We start from the raw sequence: 14,331 nt of genomic DNA on the forward strand, positions 1-14,331 counted from the left end.
GACAGGGAAGAACCGCGAGAATCCGCGGAATACAGATCAAACTAGTGTGCCGAAAAGTGGCTAAACGGGTTTTCAATTCCCCCCATCTCCACATAGGAGCCCCGGCAACGGTGCTCCACCCCGTATTGGGTTCACAGAACTCCCCGCTGACTTCGGTCGGCGGGGAGTTTTGTGCGTTCGGAGTGGTTTCCATCCTGATAGCGATGGAATCGCCACATCGTCATCGTTTCCGGGAGTGGTCCTGGGCGGCGGCGCTCGGGCTGGGGTTCGCGGGGATGTTGCTGGCTCCGTCGGTGTTCTTTGGTCCTCTTTCACCCGCATTGGGTGACGACTGCCCCCACTGGAAGCGGTAGCTTGGCGCATATGTGATTGACCACCTCTATCGCTGTGTGAGACCTCACCAAAGGCTCCCGCCGTCTAGCGGACGGCCCGCGGAAGGAGAAGGGATGCGCAACTGTTACCGCGTGATGTGCTGCTCGCTGATCATCGGTGACTCGCGGTGTGGCCGGCTGGACAAGTCGACCCGATCCAGAAGAAGGACATTCGGGGAGGCCCGAATCGTCACAGGCGCGCCGGGTTGCCGGGAATGAGCCAGCCTGCCGCTTCGGCGCCCAGTATCGATCCGGTGGCCGTGATTCGTTCCAGAGCGTACCTCGCTGCGCTGGTGCTGGCAGCGGTCTTGGGCGTCCCCATCTCGATCATTGCGTACGGTTTTCTCGCTTTGGTCGCGGCGGTCCAGCGGTTCGTCTTCACCGGGCTGCCGGATCAAGTCCTCGGGGGTCCTGCTCCTGCGTGGTGGCCGGTTCCCTGGTTGGTGCTCTGTGGGCTGTTGACGGCGTTGACCATCCGGTATCTGCCCGGAACCGGGGGCCACTCACCCGCTTTCGGATTCAAGACGGGCGGCAGTCCGCCCAGCGGCCGGGAGCTCGTGGGGATCGTTCTCGCGGCGCTGACCACGCTCAGCCTGGGCGCGGTGCTCGGGCCCGAGGGGCCGCTGATCGCGATCGGTGGCGGCCTCGGGGCGTTGGCGGTGCACCTGGTGAAGAAGGACGCTCCGCCGATGGCCCTGACGATCATGGCGTCGGCTGGCAGCTTCGCAGCGATCAGTACCCTGCTCGGGTCTCCCGTGCTCGGTGCATTCCTGATCATGGAGGCCGCGGGGATCGGCGGAATGACGCTGAGTCTGGTGGCCCTGCCCGGACTGCTCGCTTCTGGCGTCGGGGCGCTGGTGTTCGTCGGCTTGGATGGCTGGACCGGGTTGGGCACCTTCTCCCTGGCGCTGCCCGTGGTGCCGCCTGCGGTGGCGCCGACGCTGGCGTCGTTGGGCTGGGCGGTAATCATGGGCGCGGTCGGCGCGCTGTTGGGATGGTTGATCCGCTGGGTCGCGCTGTCGCTTCGTCCGGTCGTGCATCTGAACCGGGTGTTGGTGACGTCTGCGCTCGGCTTGCTGATCGGTCTTACCGCGATGGCATACCAATTGATCTCCGGGCACAGCTTCACGCAGGTGCTGTTCTCGGGGCAGGACGGACTTCCGGAGCTGGTCGAACACGCCGCGGACTATCCGCTTGCTGTGCTGGTCCTGCTGATCGCTTGCAAGGCCTTGGCCTACGGGCTCTCGCTGAGCGCATTCCGTGGTGGGCCGGTGTTCCCGTCAATGTTCATCGGTGCGGCGCTCGGTATTGCTGCTAGTGGGTTGCCCGGAATGAATCTCGCGGCAGGGATCGGCATGGGAATGGGAGCCATGTGCGCAGCTATGCTGCGGCTGCCGTTGACGTCGACGCTGCTGGCCACGCTGCTGCTGGGAGTGGACGGTGTGGCCGTAACACCACAGGTGGTGGTGGCTGTGGCGGTGGCCTTCGTGATCACCAATGTGCTCCCGGTCCCGGGCCCGAGGGCGTCCGTGGCGCCTGACGATGCCGGCAGCGTCCAACATCGGGCTCCCTCGGAGGCGGACCATGACTGAGAACTCGAGCGCCGGTCGTTCGACCGGACGGGAGCGGTGGATCGCCTGGTTGTTCATCATTGGCTCGAGTCTGTTCGCTTTGGGGGCAGTGCCGTTATACGCCGAGGCCGTGGGATTGCGCTTGTGTGCAGCCACATTCTTCGTCGGCTCGCTGTTCTTCACCTGTGCGGCGTTCCTGCAGTACCGCGAAGCCGTTGACGCGCTCCCGGCCGTGGGTGCCACGCGGCGCCATTCGTTTTGGATATGGGCGCCGCGGAATCTCGGCTGGCTCGCTGGCGCGATTCAACTCGCCGGCACGCTGTGGTTCAACTGGAGTACGGGAAACGCACTGCGGGACAACCTCAGTGCGGCGTTGACCGAGCAACGGGTGTGGCGACCCGATGCTCTGGGTTCAGTCGCCTTCCTCGTTTCAAGCTGCGTGGCGTTGCGGGATGCCGGTCGCGGCGCCATTGCCGGCCGACCCAGGCCTCGGACGTGGAAGATCGGCGTGGTGAACGTCGCCGGCTCTGTTGCGTTCGGCATCTCGGCTGTCGCGGCCTTTGTCATACCGTCGAGCGGCGATGTCTGGAACGCCGAGCTGTCCAATCTCGGCACACTCGTGGGAGCCCTGTGCTTCCTCACCGGCGCGATTCTGATGCTGAGCCCCGATTCCACCCATGCCTCGGTTGCTACGGACCGGGGAACTCATCCGTAACCCCCTTTTCAACAGTCTCCAAAGGAGAAGTGATGTCAGAAAATTTCCAACCGGCGGATGCCGACGTGACGCTGTTCGGCAACCGATTTATCACCCAGGAAGTTCCGAGCCGGGAGTTCCCGGAGACCGGCATTCCTGCTCAGGACGCTTTGCGGCTGGTGTCGGAGGACCTGGCGCTGGAGGGTGATCCGGCCCGGAACCTGGCGACCTTCGTGACCACGTGGATGGAGCCTCAGGCCCAGCAGATCATCGCCGCGAACCTGCACCGCAATTTCATCGACCACGCCGAATATCCCCGCACGGCCGAGATCGAGCAGCGCTGCATTCGGATGCTCGCCGACCTCTTCCACGCGCCCGGCGAGACGACCGGTGCCCGAACCCAGGGATCGTCCGAGGCGATCATGCTCGGCGGCCTGTCCCTGAAGTGGAACTGGCGCAAGCGTCGCGAGGCCGCCGGTGCGCCGACGTCGAGCCCGAACCTGGTGTTCGGCGGCGACGTGCATGTCGTGTGGGAGAAGTTCTGCCGCTACTTCGACGTCGAGCCGCGGATCGTGCCGCTGCAGCCGGGGAAGTACACAATCGGCCCCGACGACGTGCAGGCCCATGTCGATGAGAACACCATCGGTGTCGCAGCCGTGCTGGGTACGACGTTCACCGGGCACAAGGACGACATCGTCGGCATCAACGACCTGCTGCTACGGATCAAGCGTGAGCGGGGCCTTGATGTGCCGTTGCACGTGGACGGGGCCAGTGGGGGATTCGTCTGGCCCTTCCTCTACCCGGACTCCGAGTGGGACTTCCGGCTCGAGCAGGTCCGCTCGATCAATGTCTCCGGACACAAGTTCGGGCTGGTCTATCCCGGCATCGGCTGGCTGATCTTCCGGGAGAAGTCCGACCTGGCCAAGGACCTCGTCTTCGAGGAGAACTACCTCGGCAAGACCGACTCGACCTTCACCCTGAACTTCTCCACCGGCTCGTCGATGGTTCTCGCCCAGTACTACAACTTCGTGCGCTACGGCCGCGCCGGTTACACCTACATCATGGAGAACATGCAGACCAACGCCCGCGTCCTCGCCGAAAAGTTGGAAGCCATGGGCCGGTTCGAGATCATCGGCCCCGACGAGGAGCAACTTCCCCTGGTCGCGTTCCGGCTCGCCGCCGACACCGGGTACGACGAGTTCGACATTGCCTGGCAGCTCTCTGCCGAGCGCGGCTGGATGGTGCCGGCATACACCCTGCCGCCGAACGCCCAAGACGTGACGATCATGCGGGCCCTCGTCAAGGAAACGATGAGCCGCGAGCACGTCGACACGCTCGCCCGAGACATCGAAGAGGCGTGCTCCACGCTGGCGAAGAAGGGCGGCGCGCACGAATCCGAACGAAACAAGATCGTCACCGGACCCGGCCATTGACCCAGTGCAACCATTGACCCAGTGCAACGGTGACGCCGGGCCCGACACATCAGGCCGGAAGAACCCGAAGGCCCTTCCGCGTCGCGGACGGATTCTCCATACTTGGCAATCATGCAGATGGACATACAGAAACAAAACCACTATCACCCGTCGCCGCGCGACTGGTCGGACCAAGTCATCTACTTCCTGCTGATAGACCGTTTCTCCAACCAACTGGAGGATGGCTACAAGGACGCCGCCGGGCAGATCGTGCAGGGCAGCACGCCGCTGTTTTCGCCGGGGGACACGAACAACGCCGTACAGGCCGCGACCGACATACAGAATTGGGAGAATGCGGGATCCCAATGGCTCGGCGGGACCCTGAAGGGGATACAGTCCAAACTTGGCTACCTGAAAAGGCTCGGGGTCACCGCGCTCTGGATCAGCCCCATACTGCGTCAACGTCCCGGCGCGGATGACTACCACGGCTACGGCACGCAGAACTTCCTCGAAGTTGACCCCCACTTCGGCACAGCCCAGGCTTTCAAAGAGCTGGTGACCGCTGCCCACGACGCCGGGCTCTACGTCATCCTCGACGTCATCCTCAACCACTCCGCGGACGTGTTCCAGTACAACACTGTCGATCCCACCACGGGACAGCCCTACGTTCCAGTGTGGACCGGCGCCACGTATCCGGTCACCGGTTGGCGCGACCCCGACGGCCTTCCAAGCCTGCCGTTCCCCGCGCCGGTTGATCCGCCTGATATGGACAGCGCGGTATGGCCGCGTGAACTCCAGGCCGACGGCGCCTTTACCCGCAAGGGTCAGATCGTCCACTGGGACGATCCCCAGGAGACGACCGAGGGGGACTTCTTTGGGCTAAAGGACATCCACCAGGGAACCGGGCCGGTGGACGAGTACCAGCCGTCCGCAGCCTTCCAAACCCTCGTCGAGGCGTATAAACACTGGATTGCCGACGCAGACATCGACGGCTTCCGCGTGGACACGGTCAAGCACATGGACCCGGGCGCCACACGATACTTCGCCTCCGCCATTCATGAATTCGCCCAGACGATCGGCAAGGATTCATTTTTCCTCGTCGGAGAAATCACCGGGAGCCGCGAAGAGGCCATCAGGCTCCGGGACGAAACCGGGCTCGATGCTGCTTTGGGCTTGGCTGATGTGCAAGGACGAATGGTCGATGCAGTCAAGGGCTGGGGCGACCCCGCCGGCTACTTCGATCTCTTCCGCAACTCAATCCAGGTCGATAAAGCGACCCACACTTGGTTCCGCAACCACGTCGTCACAGCCTTTGACGACCACGACCTGGTCCGCCAAGGGAAAAGCTACAAGGCACGGTTCGCCGCCGACCAGGACGGCCAGGCCCTGGAGCTTGCCATCCTTGCCCTGAACGCCACCACCCTCGGTATCCCGTGCATCTACTACGGCAGCGAGCAGCAATTCGACGGGAAATTCCCGCCGAAGGTCAATCCGCAGCCCACGGACGACTTCAAGGCAGACCGGTACATCAGGGAAGCGATGTTCGGCGGCCCCTTCGGATCGTTCCGCAGCCGCGGCAGGCACTTCTTCGACGAGTCACGGGACAGCTATCAGGAACTTGGGAAAATCCTGGCCGTACGGAAGAAGGAACTCGCGCTCCGGCGCGGCCGGCAGTACCTGCGCCCCATCTCCGACGACGGCGTCACCTTCTGGTACCCGGAACGCATCGGTGCCGGAAGGATGACTTCAATCGTGGCCTGGAGCCGGATTCTGTCGGACCGAGAGGTTGTCTGCGCCATCAACACTGATTGGGCCGCCCAGAGAACAGCATGGGTGACCATTGATGTCGGCCTGCATTCAGCCGGCGACAAGTTCGAGTGCCTCTATTCAACGGACCAGAACAAGGTGGGATCGCTGGCCGCCGCCGAGCCACGGAACGGCATGGCGATAAGGATTGAGGTCCCCCCGGCGGGTTTCGTCGTCCTAGGGCCGTAGATCACAGGGCCCTAATCAATTTCGTTGACAAAGGGAAGGGAAGTGTCTTCCGACACTTCCCTTCCCTCACCCGACACCCGAAAGTCACGTGCCGAGGACTTTCGCCTTCTGCGCCACGAACTCCTCTTCGGTCAGAATCCCTTGCTCCTTCAGCGCACCGAGCTCCTTGAGCTGCTGGATGGCGTCGTCGCTGATGCCGCCTGCCGCGGGCGGAGGTGGAGGCGGCTGCTGCTGGTAGACGGGCTGCTGGTATTCAGGTTGTTGCTGCTGACCCATCTGCTGGTCGTAGGCCTCTTGCTGCTTGGCCGCGGTCGCGGCGTCCTTCTCGGCAAACTTCGAAGCCTGCCGGCGCTGGACGCGGCCGCTGACCGCCGATGCCGTTCCGGCAACTACCGCCGTCCGGGCCACACCCCTAAGAAGTCCCATAATTCTTCCCCTCTCACATTTGTTCTGCGTCAGCTCTTATGCGCCGGTCTCCGGCGGAACGGCGTCGAGGGCCTCGAGGGCGTCGAGTGCTTCCATCACGTCCGGCGCAGGAATCCGTGTGCTCGCGACAAGCTCGCCCCCGCTTTCGCGAACGGCCGCTACAAAGGGTGCTGCCCATGTGTTCTCGTAGACGATGAGCGCAGCGACCGTCCCGGGGAGCAACTCGGCCGTCGCCTCGGCGATATCGTCATCGCCCAGAAGCCCGGTCCGCGCACCTTCGAAGTAGGAGAACGAGGCCGCCGGACCGCCTGGGTCGGTAAGTTCGAGCACTTCGACGGTGCCGTCCTCGGTCTTCATGACGACGAGGAGATCGAAGAGGCGGATCACACCCTGTTCGACGAGCTTGACCATTTCCTCGCTCGGCCGTCCCGTCAGTCCCGCCACGGGGAACTCGAGGAGTACGAAGTCGACCGGCCCGTGGGCCTCGGTCTCCGGTGTGGTAGTCACTGGCATTCCTCCGGTCTGTTTCGAGCGCACCGTCCAGCGCGCTGTCCTTAGTGTGGACGTCCCCTCCCGGGGCGTCACCACCCGCGTCGAATGATTCCGTTGTCGAGCCCCGGCAACGCCATGGGGCCGAGTTATCGGTCAGGACGCTGGCTCTCCCGACGAGGATCTCAAGAACACTAAAGCGCCAACGGGAGTCCCGCCGCATCATCCGTTTCGGGTGAGCCTAATGCGCGCCGAAGCGCACTAAAAGAGAAACCACGGAAGGCCGGAAGCAACAGCTTCCGGCCTTCGGTGGTTATCCGCGCTTCTTGATGTGTGCCACGGGATCGGTGTGGGCATCAACGATGTGCTTCGCCTTTTTCTCGGCCCGTTTTTCCTTGATCGTCTTAACCGACTTCTTCGACACGCTCTGGTGCGGCGTCTTGTCAGGCATGGTGCTCTCCCTCACGGCAGGGGCCCGGAATAGCCCCGTCTTTTAAGCTACGCCTCGGGAACCGCGGCGTCCACGATCCCTGCGAAGCGGCTGCCGACACCATCATAAATACTGCGCACGAGCCCGGGGCCGAGCACGGGGATGTCGCGGGCCTCGTGGTGGGCGCAGCAGACATAGGTGAAGTCCGGCCACCATTTCTTGGGCCGTGCGGCTTCGGAGAATCCACAGACGGCGCAGGTGAGCTGGACCCAGACGGGTCGCTTGCCGGTCCGGTTTGCCTTGGACTGAACCAGCCACGCCGGGGGATTGTCCAGCAGCTCGCCGAGCTCGGCCTCGGACAGCCGTGAGGGGATGCCGTGACGGTGCGCCATTTCCAGGGGTATATCGAGGATCTGGGCTGCTTCACGTCGGGTAACCATCCTTCAACGATACGGGAACGACGGCGGCCCGGAGCCACCGGTGGCGGACAGCAGGCGGATACGCCGCCAGCGGAGTGCCGAGGGTCCTCAGCCGGCGAGGAAGAGTCCGAGGGCCGCGGCCGCGAGACCGGCGAGGAGATTCGAGCCAATATTGAGCGCCGCCGCCTGGTAACGCGTTTCGCTGACCAGACGGACCGTTGCCGTGGTCCAAGAGCTGAACGTTGTCAGGCCCCCGGCCAGTCCGGTCGCGATGGCGGCATGCCAGTCGGCTCCCAACTCCAGGTGGCCGGTCAGGCCCACGGATAAACCGATGATGAACGATCCGGCGACGTTGACCGCAAACGTTGCCCACGGCCAGTGCGGACGGGAACCATGGTGGTGCGCAAACCAGGAGTCGACGGCGAACCGCAGCAGTGCTCCCGCCACCCCGCATACTCCGACCACAAGCGCGGTCATCATTGGGCACCTCCGCCGAGGTCGGCAATTGCCTTGCCGGTTTTCCAGCCGGCGGCCGCGGCCCCGAGGCCCAGGACGAGCGAGAGCCCAAGGTAGGCCAGCCACGTGGCGTGGAAGCCGCCGCGGATCTGCTGATCGATGGCAATCACCACCGCCGAAAAGGTAGTGAAGGACCCCAACAGGCCAGGGCCGATACCGGCCCGCAACCAGAAGGCCGTCTGCGGCCGCGCGATCCAGATGGTGGTCAGGGTGGCCAGGACGAAACTCCCTCCCACGTTGATCGCCAGTGTGGTCCACGGCACCGCACCGGCGCTTTCGGGAAAAATCAGGCCGGCGCCGAACCGCAGCTCAGTTCCGATCAACCCGCCGACGGCGACGGCGGACCAGGCCTTCCAGCCCGGTACGCCGGGGCGAGGCACGGCCCGGCGCTCGTCCAGCGCACTTTTCACTCAGGTCTCCGAAACGCTGCAGCCCGCGTGCGCGGCATCGCTGTGGACCCAGAGGGCCGACGCGACTTCCTCGGCAAAATCGAACTCCCGCGGTGCCGCGGCGGAACCGATCCGCACCACGATCGGACCGCCGAACGGCCTCCGGCCCACCACCTCCACTTCGGCGTCGAGGTCGATGTCCTCGGCGGCGAGGTAGCGCAGCAACTCCGGGTTCTCATCGCTGATCCGCGTGATCCGGCCGGTATGGCCGTCGTCAAGTTCGCTCAGGCGGTGGGCGGCCGGCATCAGGACGGAGCCGTCCGCGGCCGGGATGGGATCGCCGTGCGGGTCCCGTGCAGGGTTTCCCAGCTTGGCCGCCATCCGTTCAATGAAGGTGTCGGAGACGGCGTGCTCAAGGAGCTCTGCTTCGTCGTGGACCTCGTCCCAGCGGTACCCGAGCTCCCGGACCAGGAAAGTCTCGATCAGCCGGTGCCGCCGGACCATGGACAGGGCGAGCCGGACGCCGTCGCTGGTGAGAGTGACGGCGCTATAAGGCTTGTGGTCTACGAGGCCTTGGTCTTTGAGCTTGCGGACCATTTCCGAAACCGAGGAGTTGGCGACGCCCAGGCGCTGCGCCAGCTGCGTGGAGGTGATGGGCTTCCGCTGCCACTCGGTGAAGGAATAGATGACCTTCACGTAGTCCTCGATCGAGGAGGAGGGCGTACTGGTCTTCACAGACCTAAGCCTACCGTCCGCTGCCTCCGGAGAAAGTGAGCCACAGCAGGACCAGATTAAGTGCCACGACGAGCACCACGCTGATGATGGCTGCGATTCGCAGGGACAGGCCATCGGCAAAACGGCCCATCAGAGACTTCTTGCTGGTCAGCACCACCAGCGGGACGAGGACAAAGGGGATGCCGAAACTCAAGACCACCTGGCTCAGGATCAGTGCCCACGTGGGGTCGAAACCGACCGCCAGGAGCACCACGGCCGGAATCAGGGTGACCACGCGGCGGGCCATGACAGGGATCCTGATCTTGAGCAGGCCCTGCATGATGGTTCCGCCGGCATAACAGCCCACCGAGGTCGAGGCCAGCCCGGACGCGAGGAGCCCGACCGCGAAGACCACCCCAACGACGGGGCCGAGGTTGGCGGAGATGGCCGCGTGCGCGCCCTCGATCGTGTCCGTTCCCTCTTCGCCGCCGAGCGTGGAGGCAGCAAGGAGCAGCATGCCGATGTTGACGACTCCGGCGATGGCCAGTGCGGCCACGACATCAATGCGGGTGGCCCGGACCAGGCGTGCGACGGCGGACGGGGGGACATGCTCGTTTTCGTCTGGCCGGTGCCGGTCCCGGGACAAGGCCGAGTGGACATAGATGGCGTGCGGCATGACGGTGGCGCCAAGCATGCTGGCGGCGAGCAGGACGGTGTCGGGCCCCTGGAAACGGGGAATGAGCCCGGCCAGGGCTGCCCGCGGATCCGGTGGGCTGATGATCAGCCCGGCCAGGAAACCGATGGTGATGATGCCGAGCAGGAACATGATGATGAATTCGAAGGGCCGCTGTTTCTCCCGGGCCTGCACCGCGAGCAGGAGCATTGACACCGCGCCGACAATCACCGCGCCGAGGGGGAGCGGAAGGCCGAACAGCAGGTTGAGAGCGATTGCGCCGCCCACTACCTCGGCGAGGTCGGTAGCGGCGGCCACGATCTCGGCCTGCAGCCAGAAGGCCCGGCGCCAGAACGGCTTGAGCCGTTCGCCGAGGATTTCCGGCAGGCTCTTGCCGGTGACGATCCCGAGCTTGGCGGATTGGTACTGCACGAGCACGGCCATAATGTTGGCGACCACGAGCACCCAGACGAGCAGGTAGCCGTACTGTGCTCCGGCGGTCAGGTTGGCGGCCACGTTTCCGGGGTCCACGTACGCGATCGACGCCACGAATGCCGGCCCCAGCAGGCCGATCAGTGCCCTGCGGGCCCCCGGGTGTTTGTAGCTGGGGGCGCCATGCGGTGATTGTTCGTGTCCCTTTACGTCCAGCACTGCCAGCTCCCGTGATTGGCGCGTCCGCGTTGACGCGATGATCGGCACCGGCGGGAAAACCCCCGGCGTCAAAGTTTCATGAGCCTACATCAAATTATTAGGCATACCGAAACAATAAGCCCCGGCGGTGGCCTCACGCAATCCGGAAGGCCCGCCACGTCTGGGTCAGGTAAGGCAACCGGAGCACCTCGCCTGGGGCATGGCCCAGGTGCTCGTGCAGGTACCAGTCGAGGTTCGCCGAGACTTTGGCCCGGGCGGAATCCGATGCCGCGAGGTAGTAGCTGCGGGACTTGGTCAGTTCCTGGATGTCCTCCGTGGTGACGGAATCCTCCCACCGGGTCAGGTGGCTCTCCAATCCGGTGAACTCGGGGCCCACCGGCGGGCGGAAGTGTGGTTTGTGGACATCCCCGGCGTGCATGATGCGCGAAAGCCGGTGCACCCAGGGCACAGCGGTGTCCAGCTGGTTCCAGATCAGACCCAGGACGCCGTGCGGCCGAAGGATCCGGGCAATCTCGGTGCTGGCCAGGCGTGGATCGCACCAGTGCCACGCCTGGGCGACCGTGACGAGGTCGAACGACGCCGGCGGCAGACCCGTGTCCTCGGCACTGCCCTCGATGGCAGTGACATCCGGCAGGGTGCGGCGCAACTGCTCGAGCATGTCGGCAGAGGGGTCCACGGCCACCGTATGCAGTCCACGTGACGCCAGAAGCGCAGTGAACTTGCCGGTGCCGGCGCCGATGTCCGCGGCGTCCCTGGCACCCGCCGGGATCAGCCAGTCGGCCGACTCCTGCGGATAGCCCGGGCGGACGCGTTCATAGTGCTCCCCGCCGTCTTGGAAGCTTTGTCCGAGTTCCTGGCGCCGCTCACTGTGCAGCTTGGGGCCACTGTGCAGTTTAGGTCCGCTGTGCAGTTTAGGTCCGCTGTGGAGCCTGGGCCCGCCGCTTGCCACGTTCGATCTCCTTCGGGAAGGTCCTGTTGGTTTCAGATACCTTTCGAATTTACCGCACCGGCGCGGGGTCCTGGTCCCGCCTCGTGTTAGTCCACCGTGGCTAGTCCACCGTGGCTAGTCAACCGTGCACGGCGCGGCACCGGCGGTGCCCGGGGTGTTCGGGGCCCAGTGGGGGTAGCTGCGGGTATCGTTGGCCGGCACCCAGCGGCCGGCGTCCACCACGTAGTCCCAGCCGAGTCCCGTTTCCCGCAACTGCTGCAGGCCGGCCAACAGGCGCTCGGCATCCTCCAGCCGCGAGCCGAGGCCGAAGCTGGCCCGCAGGGAGCCCGCGGGCAGGCCGAGCCGTTTGAGCAGCGGGTGGGCGCAGAAGCGGCCGTCGCGCAAGCCAATGCCGTGTTCGGCCGACAGGTAGGCGGCCACCAGCCCGGCGTCATAGCCTTCCACGGAAAAGTTCACGACGCCGATGGTGCCGGTGCCCGGCAGATCGCCTCCGGAGGAAGAAACGGGGGACGAATCCGCAAAAATCCGGTGCACGCTCACGCCGTCGATGCCCTGGAGACCCTCGACGAGGAAGGACCGGATGGCGTCCTCGTGGGCCTGCCACTGCTCCGGGTCCAGGGCTGCGATCACCTGCGTGGCGCGGGCCAGGGCGGCCGCACCGAGGACATTCGGCGAACCGCCCTCGTGCCGGGCGGGTCCGGTGGTCCAGCTGACAGAGTCGAGCCGGGCGTCGCTGACGGCGCCGCCGCCGGCCAGATGCGGGGTGCCGGCGTCGAGCCAGTCCGTCCGCCCCACAAGCACGCCGGCGCCGAACGGGGCATAAAGCTTGTGCCCCGAGAAGGCGAGGTAGTCGACGTCGTCCGCGGTGATGTCGATCCGGCGGTGCGGGGCCAGCTGTGCGGCGTCGACAACGATCCTGGCGCCGTACTCGTGCGCCAGTGTGGCCAGGGTGCGGATCGGCAGGATCTCCCCGGTGACATTGGAAGCGCCGGTGACGGCCAGCAGGCTCACGCCGCCGCGCGCGAGTTCGTCCCGCAGGCGGTCCACGGTGGCCGCGAGGGTGGCGGCGGCCACGACGCTGCGGTGCGGGACATTCTGCCAGGGCAGGAGGTTGGCGTGGTGCTCAATGTCGAGATACAGGACCTCGCCCGTGGGCCGGCCGTCACGGAGCGGCAGGCAGCCGGCCAACAGGTTCAGGGAATCGGTGGTGTTGCGGGTGAAGATCACGGAATCGTCCGGCCGACCGCCCACGAAGTCCCGCACGATGTCCCTGGCGTTTTCGTAGACGGACGTGCTGATCTGCGATGCGTAGCCGGCGCCGCGGTGCACGCTCGCGTAGTACGGCAGGATTTCGTTCAAGTAGGCCGAGACCACGGACAGGGCCGGGGCAGAGGCGCCGTAGTCGAGGTTGGCGTAGCGGGCGTGGCCGCCGGTGATCAGCGGGGCCTGGATTTCGGCCCCGGTGACCGCGGCCAGCGGGCGGCCTGCGAGGGCACGCCGTCCATCAGGTCGCCCGGCATCGGAAGCGGCGTGAAATTCGGGGGCAGCGGGAAAAATAGCAGTTGTCATGGGACCTCACTCGACCAGGACCCCACATCGTGGGAATCCGCGCTTGCCGGGTCCGTTCCGGACCGGCCAGGTCGTCACCCGGGGCACCCCACCGCGACTGGAGGGTTGCCGGCCAGCAAACCGGGGTTTAGCGCTGGCACTCGTGACCTGCATCGAGCGTAGGACATCCGCGCAGCCGGGGAAAAGGCGGTCACCGATTGTGAAGCGGATTGTTACGTGCAGCAGGGTTGAGCCTAGAGGAGGTCGTCGAGGTCCGGGTTGAGCCGCTTGAGGACTTCTGAGTGGAGGATTGAATTGGTGGCGAGGGCGTTGCCGCCGAAGGGACCGTCCTCGCCTTCGAGCGAGGTGAAGCGGCCGCCCGCCTCGGTGACGATCGGCACCAGGGCGGCCATGTCGTAGAGGTTCAGCTCGGGCTCGCAGGCGATGTCCACAGCGCCTTCGGCCACGAGGCAGTACGACCAGAAGTCGCCGTAGGCGCGGGTGCGCCAGACTTCCTCGGTTAGGCCCAGGAACTCATCCAGGTTCCCGCGTTCCTTCCAGCCGCCAAGGCTGGAGTAGGACAGCGAGGCGTCCTCGAGCTTGGAGACGTTGGATACCTTCAGCCGTGTGGCGGCGGCGAGGGAGCGGCCCGTGTAGGCGCCTGCGCCCTTGGCGGCCCACCAGCGCTTGCCCAGTGCCGGCGCGCTGACGACGCCGACCACGGGCTCGCCTTCATCGACGAGGGCGATCAGGGTGGCCCAGACCGGGACGCCGCGGACAAAGTTCTTCGTGCCATCGATCGGGTCGATGATCCAGCGGCGGGAGCCGTGGCCCGAACTGCCGAACTCTTCGCCGAGGACCGCGTCGCGCGGACGGGACCGGGAGAGCTGGCCGCGGATGGCCTCTTCGGCGGACTTGTCGGCATCGGTGACGGGCGTCAGGTCCGGCTTCGTCTCGATCCGAAGGTCGAGCGCCTTAAAGCGGCTCATAGTCTGGGAATCGACCGAATCTGCCAGTACATGGGCAAGGCGCAGGTCATCGTTGTAGCTCGAAGCGGGTTGACTCATGGATCCAAACTACCGTC

At 65.4% G+C, this 14,331-nt stretch carries 15 protein-coding genes and 1 riboswitch; of the genes, 4 read left to right on the forward strand and 11 right to left on the reverse strand.

What is annotated here, in order from left to right; translation table 11 throughout:
• Nucleotides 1-586: 586 nt before the first annotated feature.
• The 4 genes from BLQ10_RS05665 to BLQ10_RS05680 all read left to right on the forward strand — a co-directional run bounded on the left by BLQ10_RS05665 (nucleotide 587) and on the right by BLQ10_RS05680 (nucleotide 6,043).
• On the forward strand, nucleotides 587-1,963 hold the full coding sequence (locus tag BLQ10_RS05665; RefSeq protein ID WP_091559401.1) for a chloride channel protein: 1,377 nt from the start codon (nucleotides 587-589) through the stop codon (nucleotides 1,961-1,963).
• Nucleotides 1,956-2,657 carry a YrhK family protein gene (locus tag BLQ10_RS05670; protein WP_091559403.1) on the forward strand — a complete coding sequence of 234 codons (702 nt, stop codon included), beginning with the start codon at nucleotides 1,956-1,958 and terminating at the stop codon, nucleotides 2,655-2,657. Before BLQ10_RS05665 ends, BLQ10_RS05670 begins: the two co-directional genes overlap by 8 nt.
• A 32-nt stretch (nucleotides 2,658-2,689) precedes the next feature.
• Nucleotides 2,690-4,069 carry a glutamate decarboxylase gene (locus BLQ10_RS05675; RefSeq protein ID WP_091559405.1) on the forward strand — a complete coding sequence of 460 codons (1,380 nt, stop codon included), beginning with the start codon at nucleotides 2,690-2,692 and terminating at the stop codon, nucleotides 4,067-4,069.
• A 111-nt stretch (nucleotides 4,070-4,180) separates the two neighbouring features.
• Nucleotides 4,181-6,043, forward strand: a complete 1,863-nt coding sequence (locus BLQ10_RS05680; protein ID WP_091559701.1) for an alpha-amylase family glycosyl hydrolase — start codon at nucleotides 4,181-4,183, stop codon at nucleotides 6,041-6,043.
• Between the two features lie 84 nt (nucleotides 6,044-6,127).
• Here BLQ10_RS05680 and BLQ10_RS05685 read toward each other — a convergent pair whose 3' ends face one another.
• From BLQ10_RS05685 to hisN, 11 genes are all read right to left on the reverse strand, one after another.
• Nucleotides 6,128-6,469 carry an SHOCT domain-containing protein gene (locus tag BLQ10_RS05685; RefSeq protein WP_217635785.1) on the reverse strand — a complete coding sequence of 114 codons (342 nt, stop codon included), beginning with the start codon at nucleotides 6,467-6,469 and terminating at the stop codon, nucleotides 6,128-6,130.
• Nucleotides 6,470-6,505: 36 nt separating this feature from the next.
• Nucleotides 6,506-6,976, reverse strand: a complete 471-nt coding sequence (locus BLQ10_RS05690) for a DUF6325 family protein (protein WP_091559410.1) — start codon at nucleotides 6,974-6,976, stop codon at nucleotides 6,506-6,508.
• Nucleotides 6,977-7,271: 295 nt separating this feature from the next.
• Nucleotides 7,272-7,409, reverse strand: a complete 138-nt coding sequence (locus BLQ10_RS22305; RefSeq protein WP_175558490.1) for a hypothetical protein — start codon at nucleotides 7,407-7,409, stop codon at nucleotides 7,272-7,274.
• A gap of 47 nt (nucleotides 7,410-7,456) precedes the next feature.
• Nucleotides 7,457-7,828, reverse strand: a complete 372-nt coding sequence (locus tag BLQ10_RS05695) for a hypothetical protein (protein ID WP_091559413.1) — start codon at nucleotides 7,826-7,828, stop codon at nucleotides 7,457-7,459.
• A gap of 87 nt (nucleotides 7,829-7,915) precedes the next feature.
• Nucleotides 7,916-8,284, reverse strand: coding sequence for a fluoride efflux transporter CrcB (gene crcB, locus BLQ10_RS05700; protein ID WP_091559704.1), 369 nt, complete (start codon nucleotides 8,282-8,284; stop codon nucleotides 7,916-7,918).
• Nucleotides 8,284-8,733, reverse strand: a complete 450-nt coding sequence (locus BLQ10_RS05705) for a fluoride efflux transporter FluC (RefSeq protein ID WP_091559414.1) — start codon at nucleotides 8,731-8,733, stop codon at nucleotides 8,284-8,286. Before BLQ10_RS05705 ends, crcB begins: the two co-directional genes overlap by 1 nt.
• Nucleotides 8,734-9,447: a metal-dependent transcriptional regulator gene (locus BLQ10_RS05710; protein ID WP_091559416.1), complete on the reverse strand. Its 714-nt coding sequence runs from the start codon at nucleotides 9,445-9,447 to the stop codon at nucleotides 8,734-8,736. It abuts the gene before it with no gap.
• A gap of 10 nt (nucleotides 9,448-9,457) precedes the next feature.
• Nucleotides 9,458-10,747: an Nramp family divalent metal transporter gene (locus BLQ10_RS05715; RefSeq protein ID WP_091559707.1), complete on the reverse strand. Its 1,290-nt coding sequence runs from the start codon at nucleotides 10,745-10,747 to the stop codon at nucleotides 9,458-9,460.
• Between the two features lie 136 nt (nucleotides 10,748-10,883).
• Entirely contained in the window at nucleotides 10,884-11,660 is a 777-nt protein-coding gene (locus BLQ10_RS05720) for a class I SAM-dependent methyltransferase (protein ID WP_254785426.1), read from the reverse strand.
• 153 nt (nucleotides 11,661-11,813) lie between these two features.
• Nucleotides 11,814-13,268: an aminotransferase class V-fold PLP-dependent enzyme gene (locus BLQ10_RS05725; protein WP_175558491.1), complete on the reverse strand. Its 1,455-nt coding sequence runs from the start codon at nucleotides 13,266-13,268 to the stop codon at nucleotides 11,814-11,816.
• Between the two features lie 34 nt (nucleotides 13,269-13,302).
• Nucleotides 13,303-13,416: riboswitch (SAM riboswitch) on the reverse strand.
• Nucleotides 13,417-13,501: 85 nt separating this feature from the next.
• Nucleotides 13,502-14,314, reverse strand: a complete 813-nt coding sequence (hisN, locus tag BLQ10_RS05730) for a histidinol-phosphatase (RefSeq protein ID WP_091559418.1) — start codon at nucleotides 14,312-14,314, stop codon at nucleotides 13,502-13,504.
• Nucleotides 14,315-14,331: the final 17 nt, after the last annotated feature.

This window comes from Arthrobacter sp. ok362 (assembly GCF_900102785.1).
Taxonomy (GTDB): domain Bacteria; phylum Actinomycetota; class Actinomycetes; order Actinomycetales; family Micrococcaceae; genus Arthrobacter.

Excerpts from the sequence above, each read along its gene's own strand:
- BLQ10_RS05665 (WP_091559401.1), top strand. The coding sequence starts at position 587 with ATGAGCCAGCCTGCCGCTTCGGCGCCCAGTATCGATCCGGTGGCCGTG.
- BLQ10_RS05670 (WP_091559403.1), top strand. The coding sequence starts at position 1,956 with ATGACTGAGAACTCGAGCGCCGGTCGTTCGACCGGACGGGAGCGGTGG.
- BLQ10_RS05675 (WP_091559405.1), top strand. The coding sequence starts at position 2,690 with ATGTCAGAAAATTTCCAACCGGCGGATGCCGACGTGACGCTGTTCGGC.
- BLQ10_RS05680 (WP_091559701.1), top strand. The coding sequence starts at position 4,181 with ATGCAGATGGACATACAGAAACAAAACCACTATCACCCGTCGCCGCGC.
- BLQ10_RS05685 (WP_217635785.1), bottom strand. The coding sequence starts at position 6,469 with ATGGGACTTCTTAGGGGTGTGGCCCGGACGGCGGTAGTTGCCGGAACG.
- BLQ10_RS22305 (WP_175558490.1), bottom strand. The coding sequence starts at position 7,409 with ATGCCTGACAAGACGCCGCACCAGAGCGTGTCGAAGAAGTCGGTTAAG.
- BLQ10_RS05695 (WP_091559413.1), bottom strand. The coding sequence starts at position 7,828 with ATGGTTACCCGACGTGAAGCAGCCCAGATCCTCGATATACCCCTGGAA.
- crcB (WP_091559704.1), bottom strand. The coding sequence starts at position 8,284 with ATGACCGCGCTTGTGGTCGGAGTATGCGGGGTGGCGGGAGCACTGCTG.
- BLQ10_RS05725 (WP_175558491.1), bottom strand. The coding sequence starts at position 13,268 with ATGACAACTGCTATTTTTCCCGCTGCCCCCGAATTTCACGCCGCTTCC.
- hisN (WP_091559418.1), bottom strand. The coding sequence starts at position 14,314 with ATGAGTCAACCCGCTTCGAGCTACAACGATGACCTGCGCCTTGCCCAT.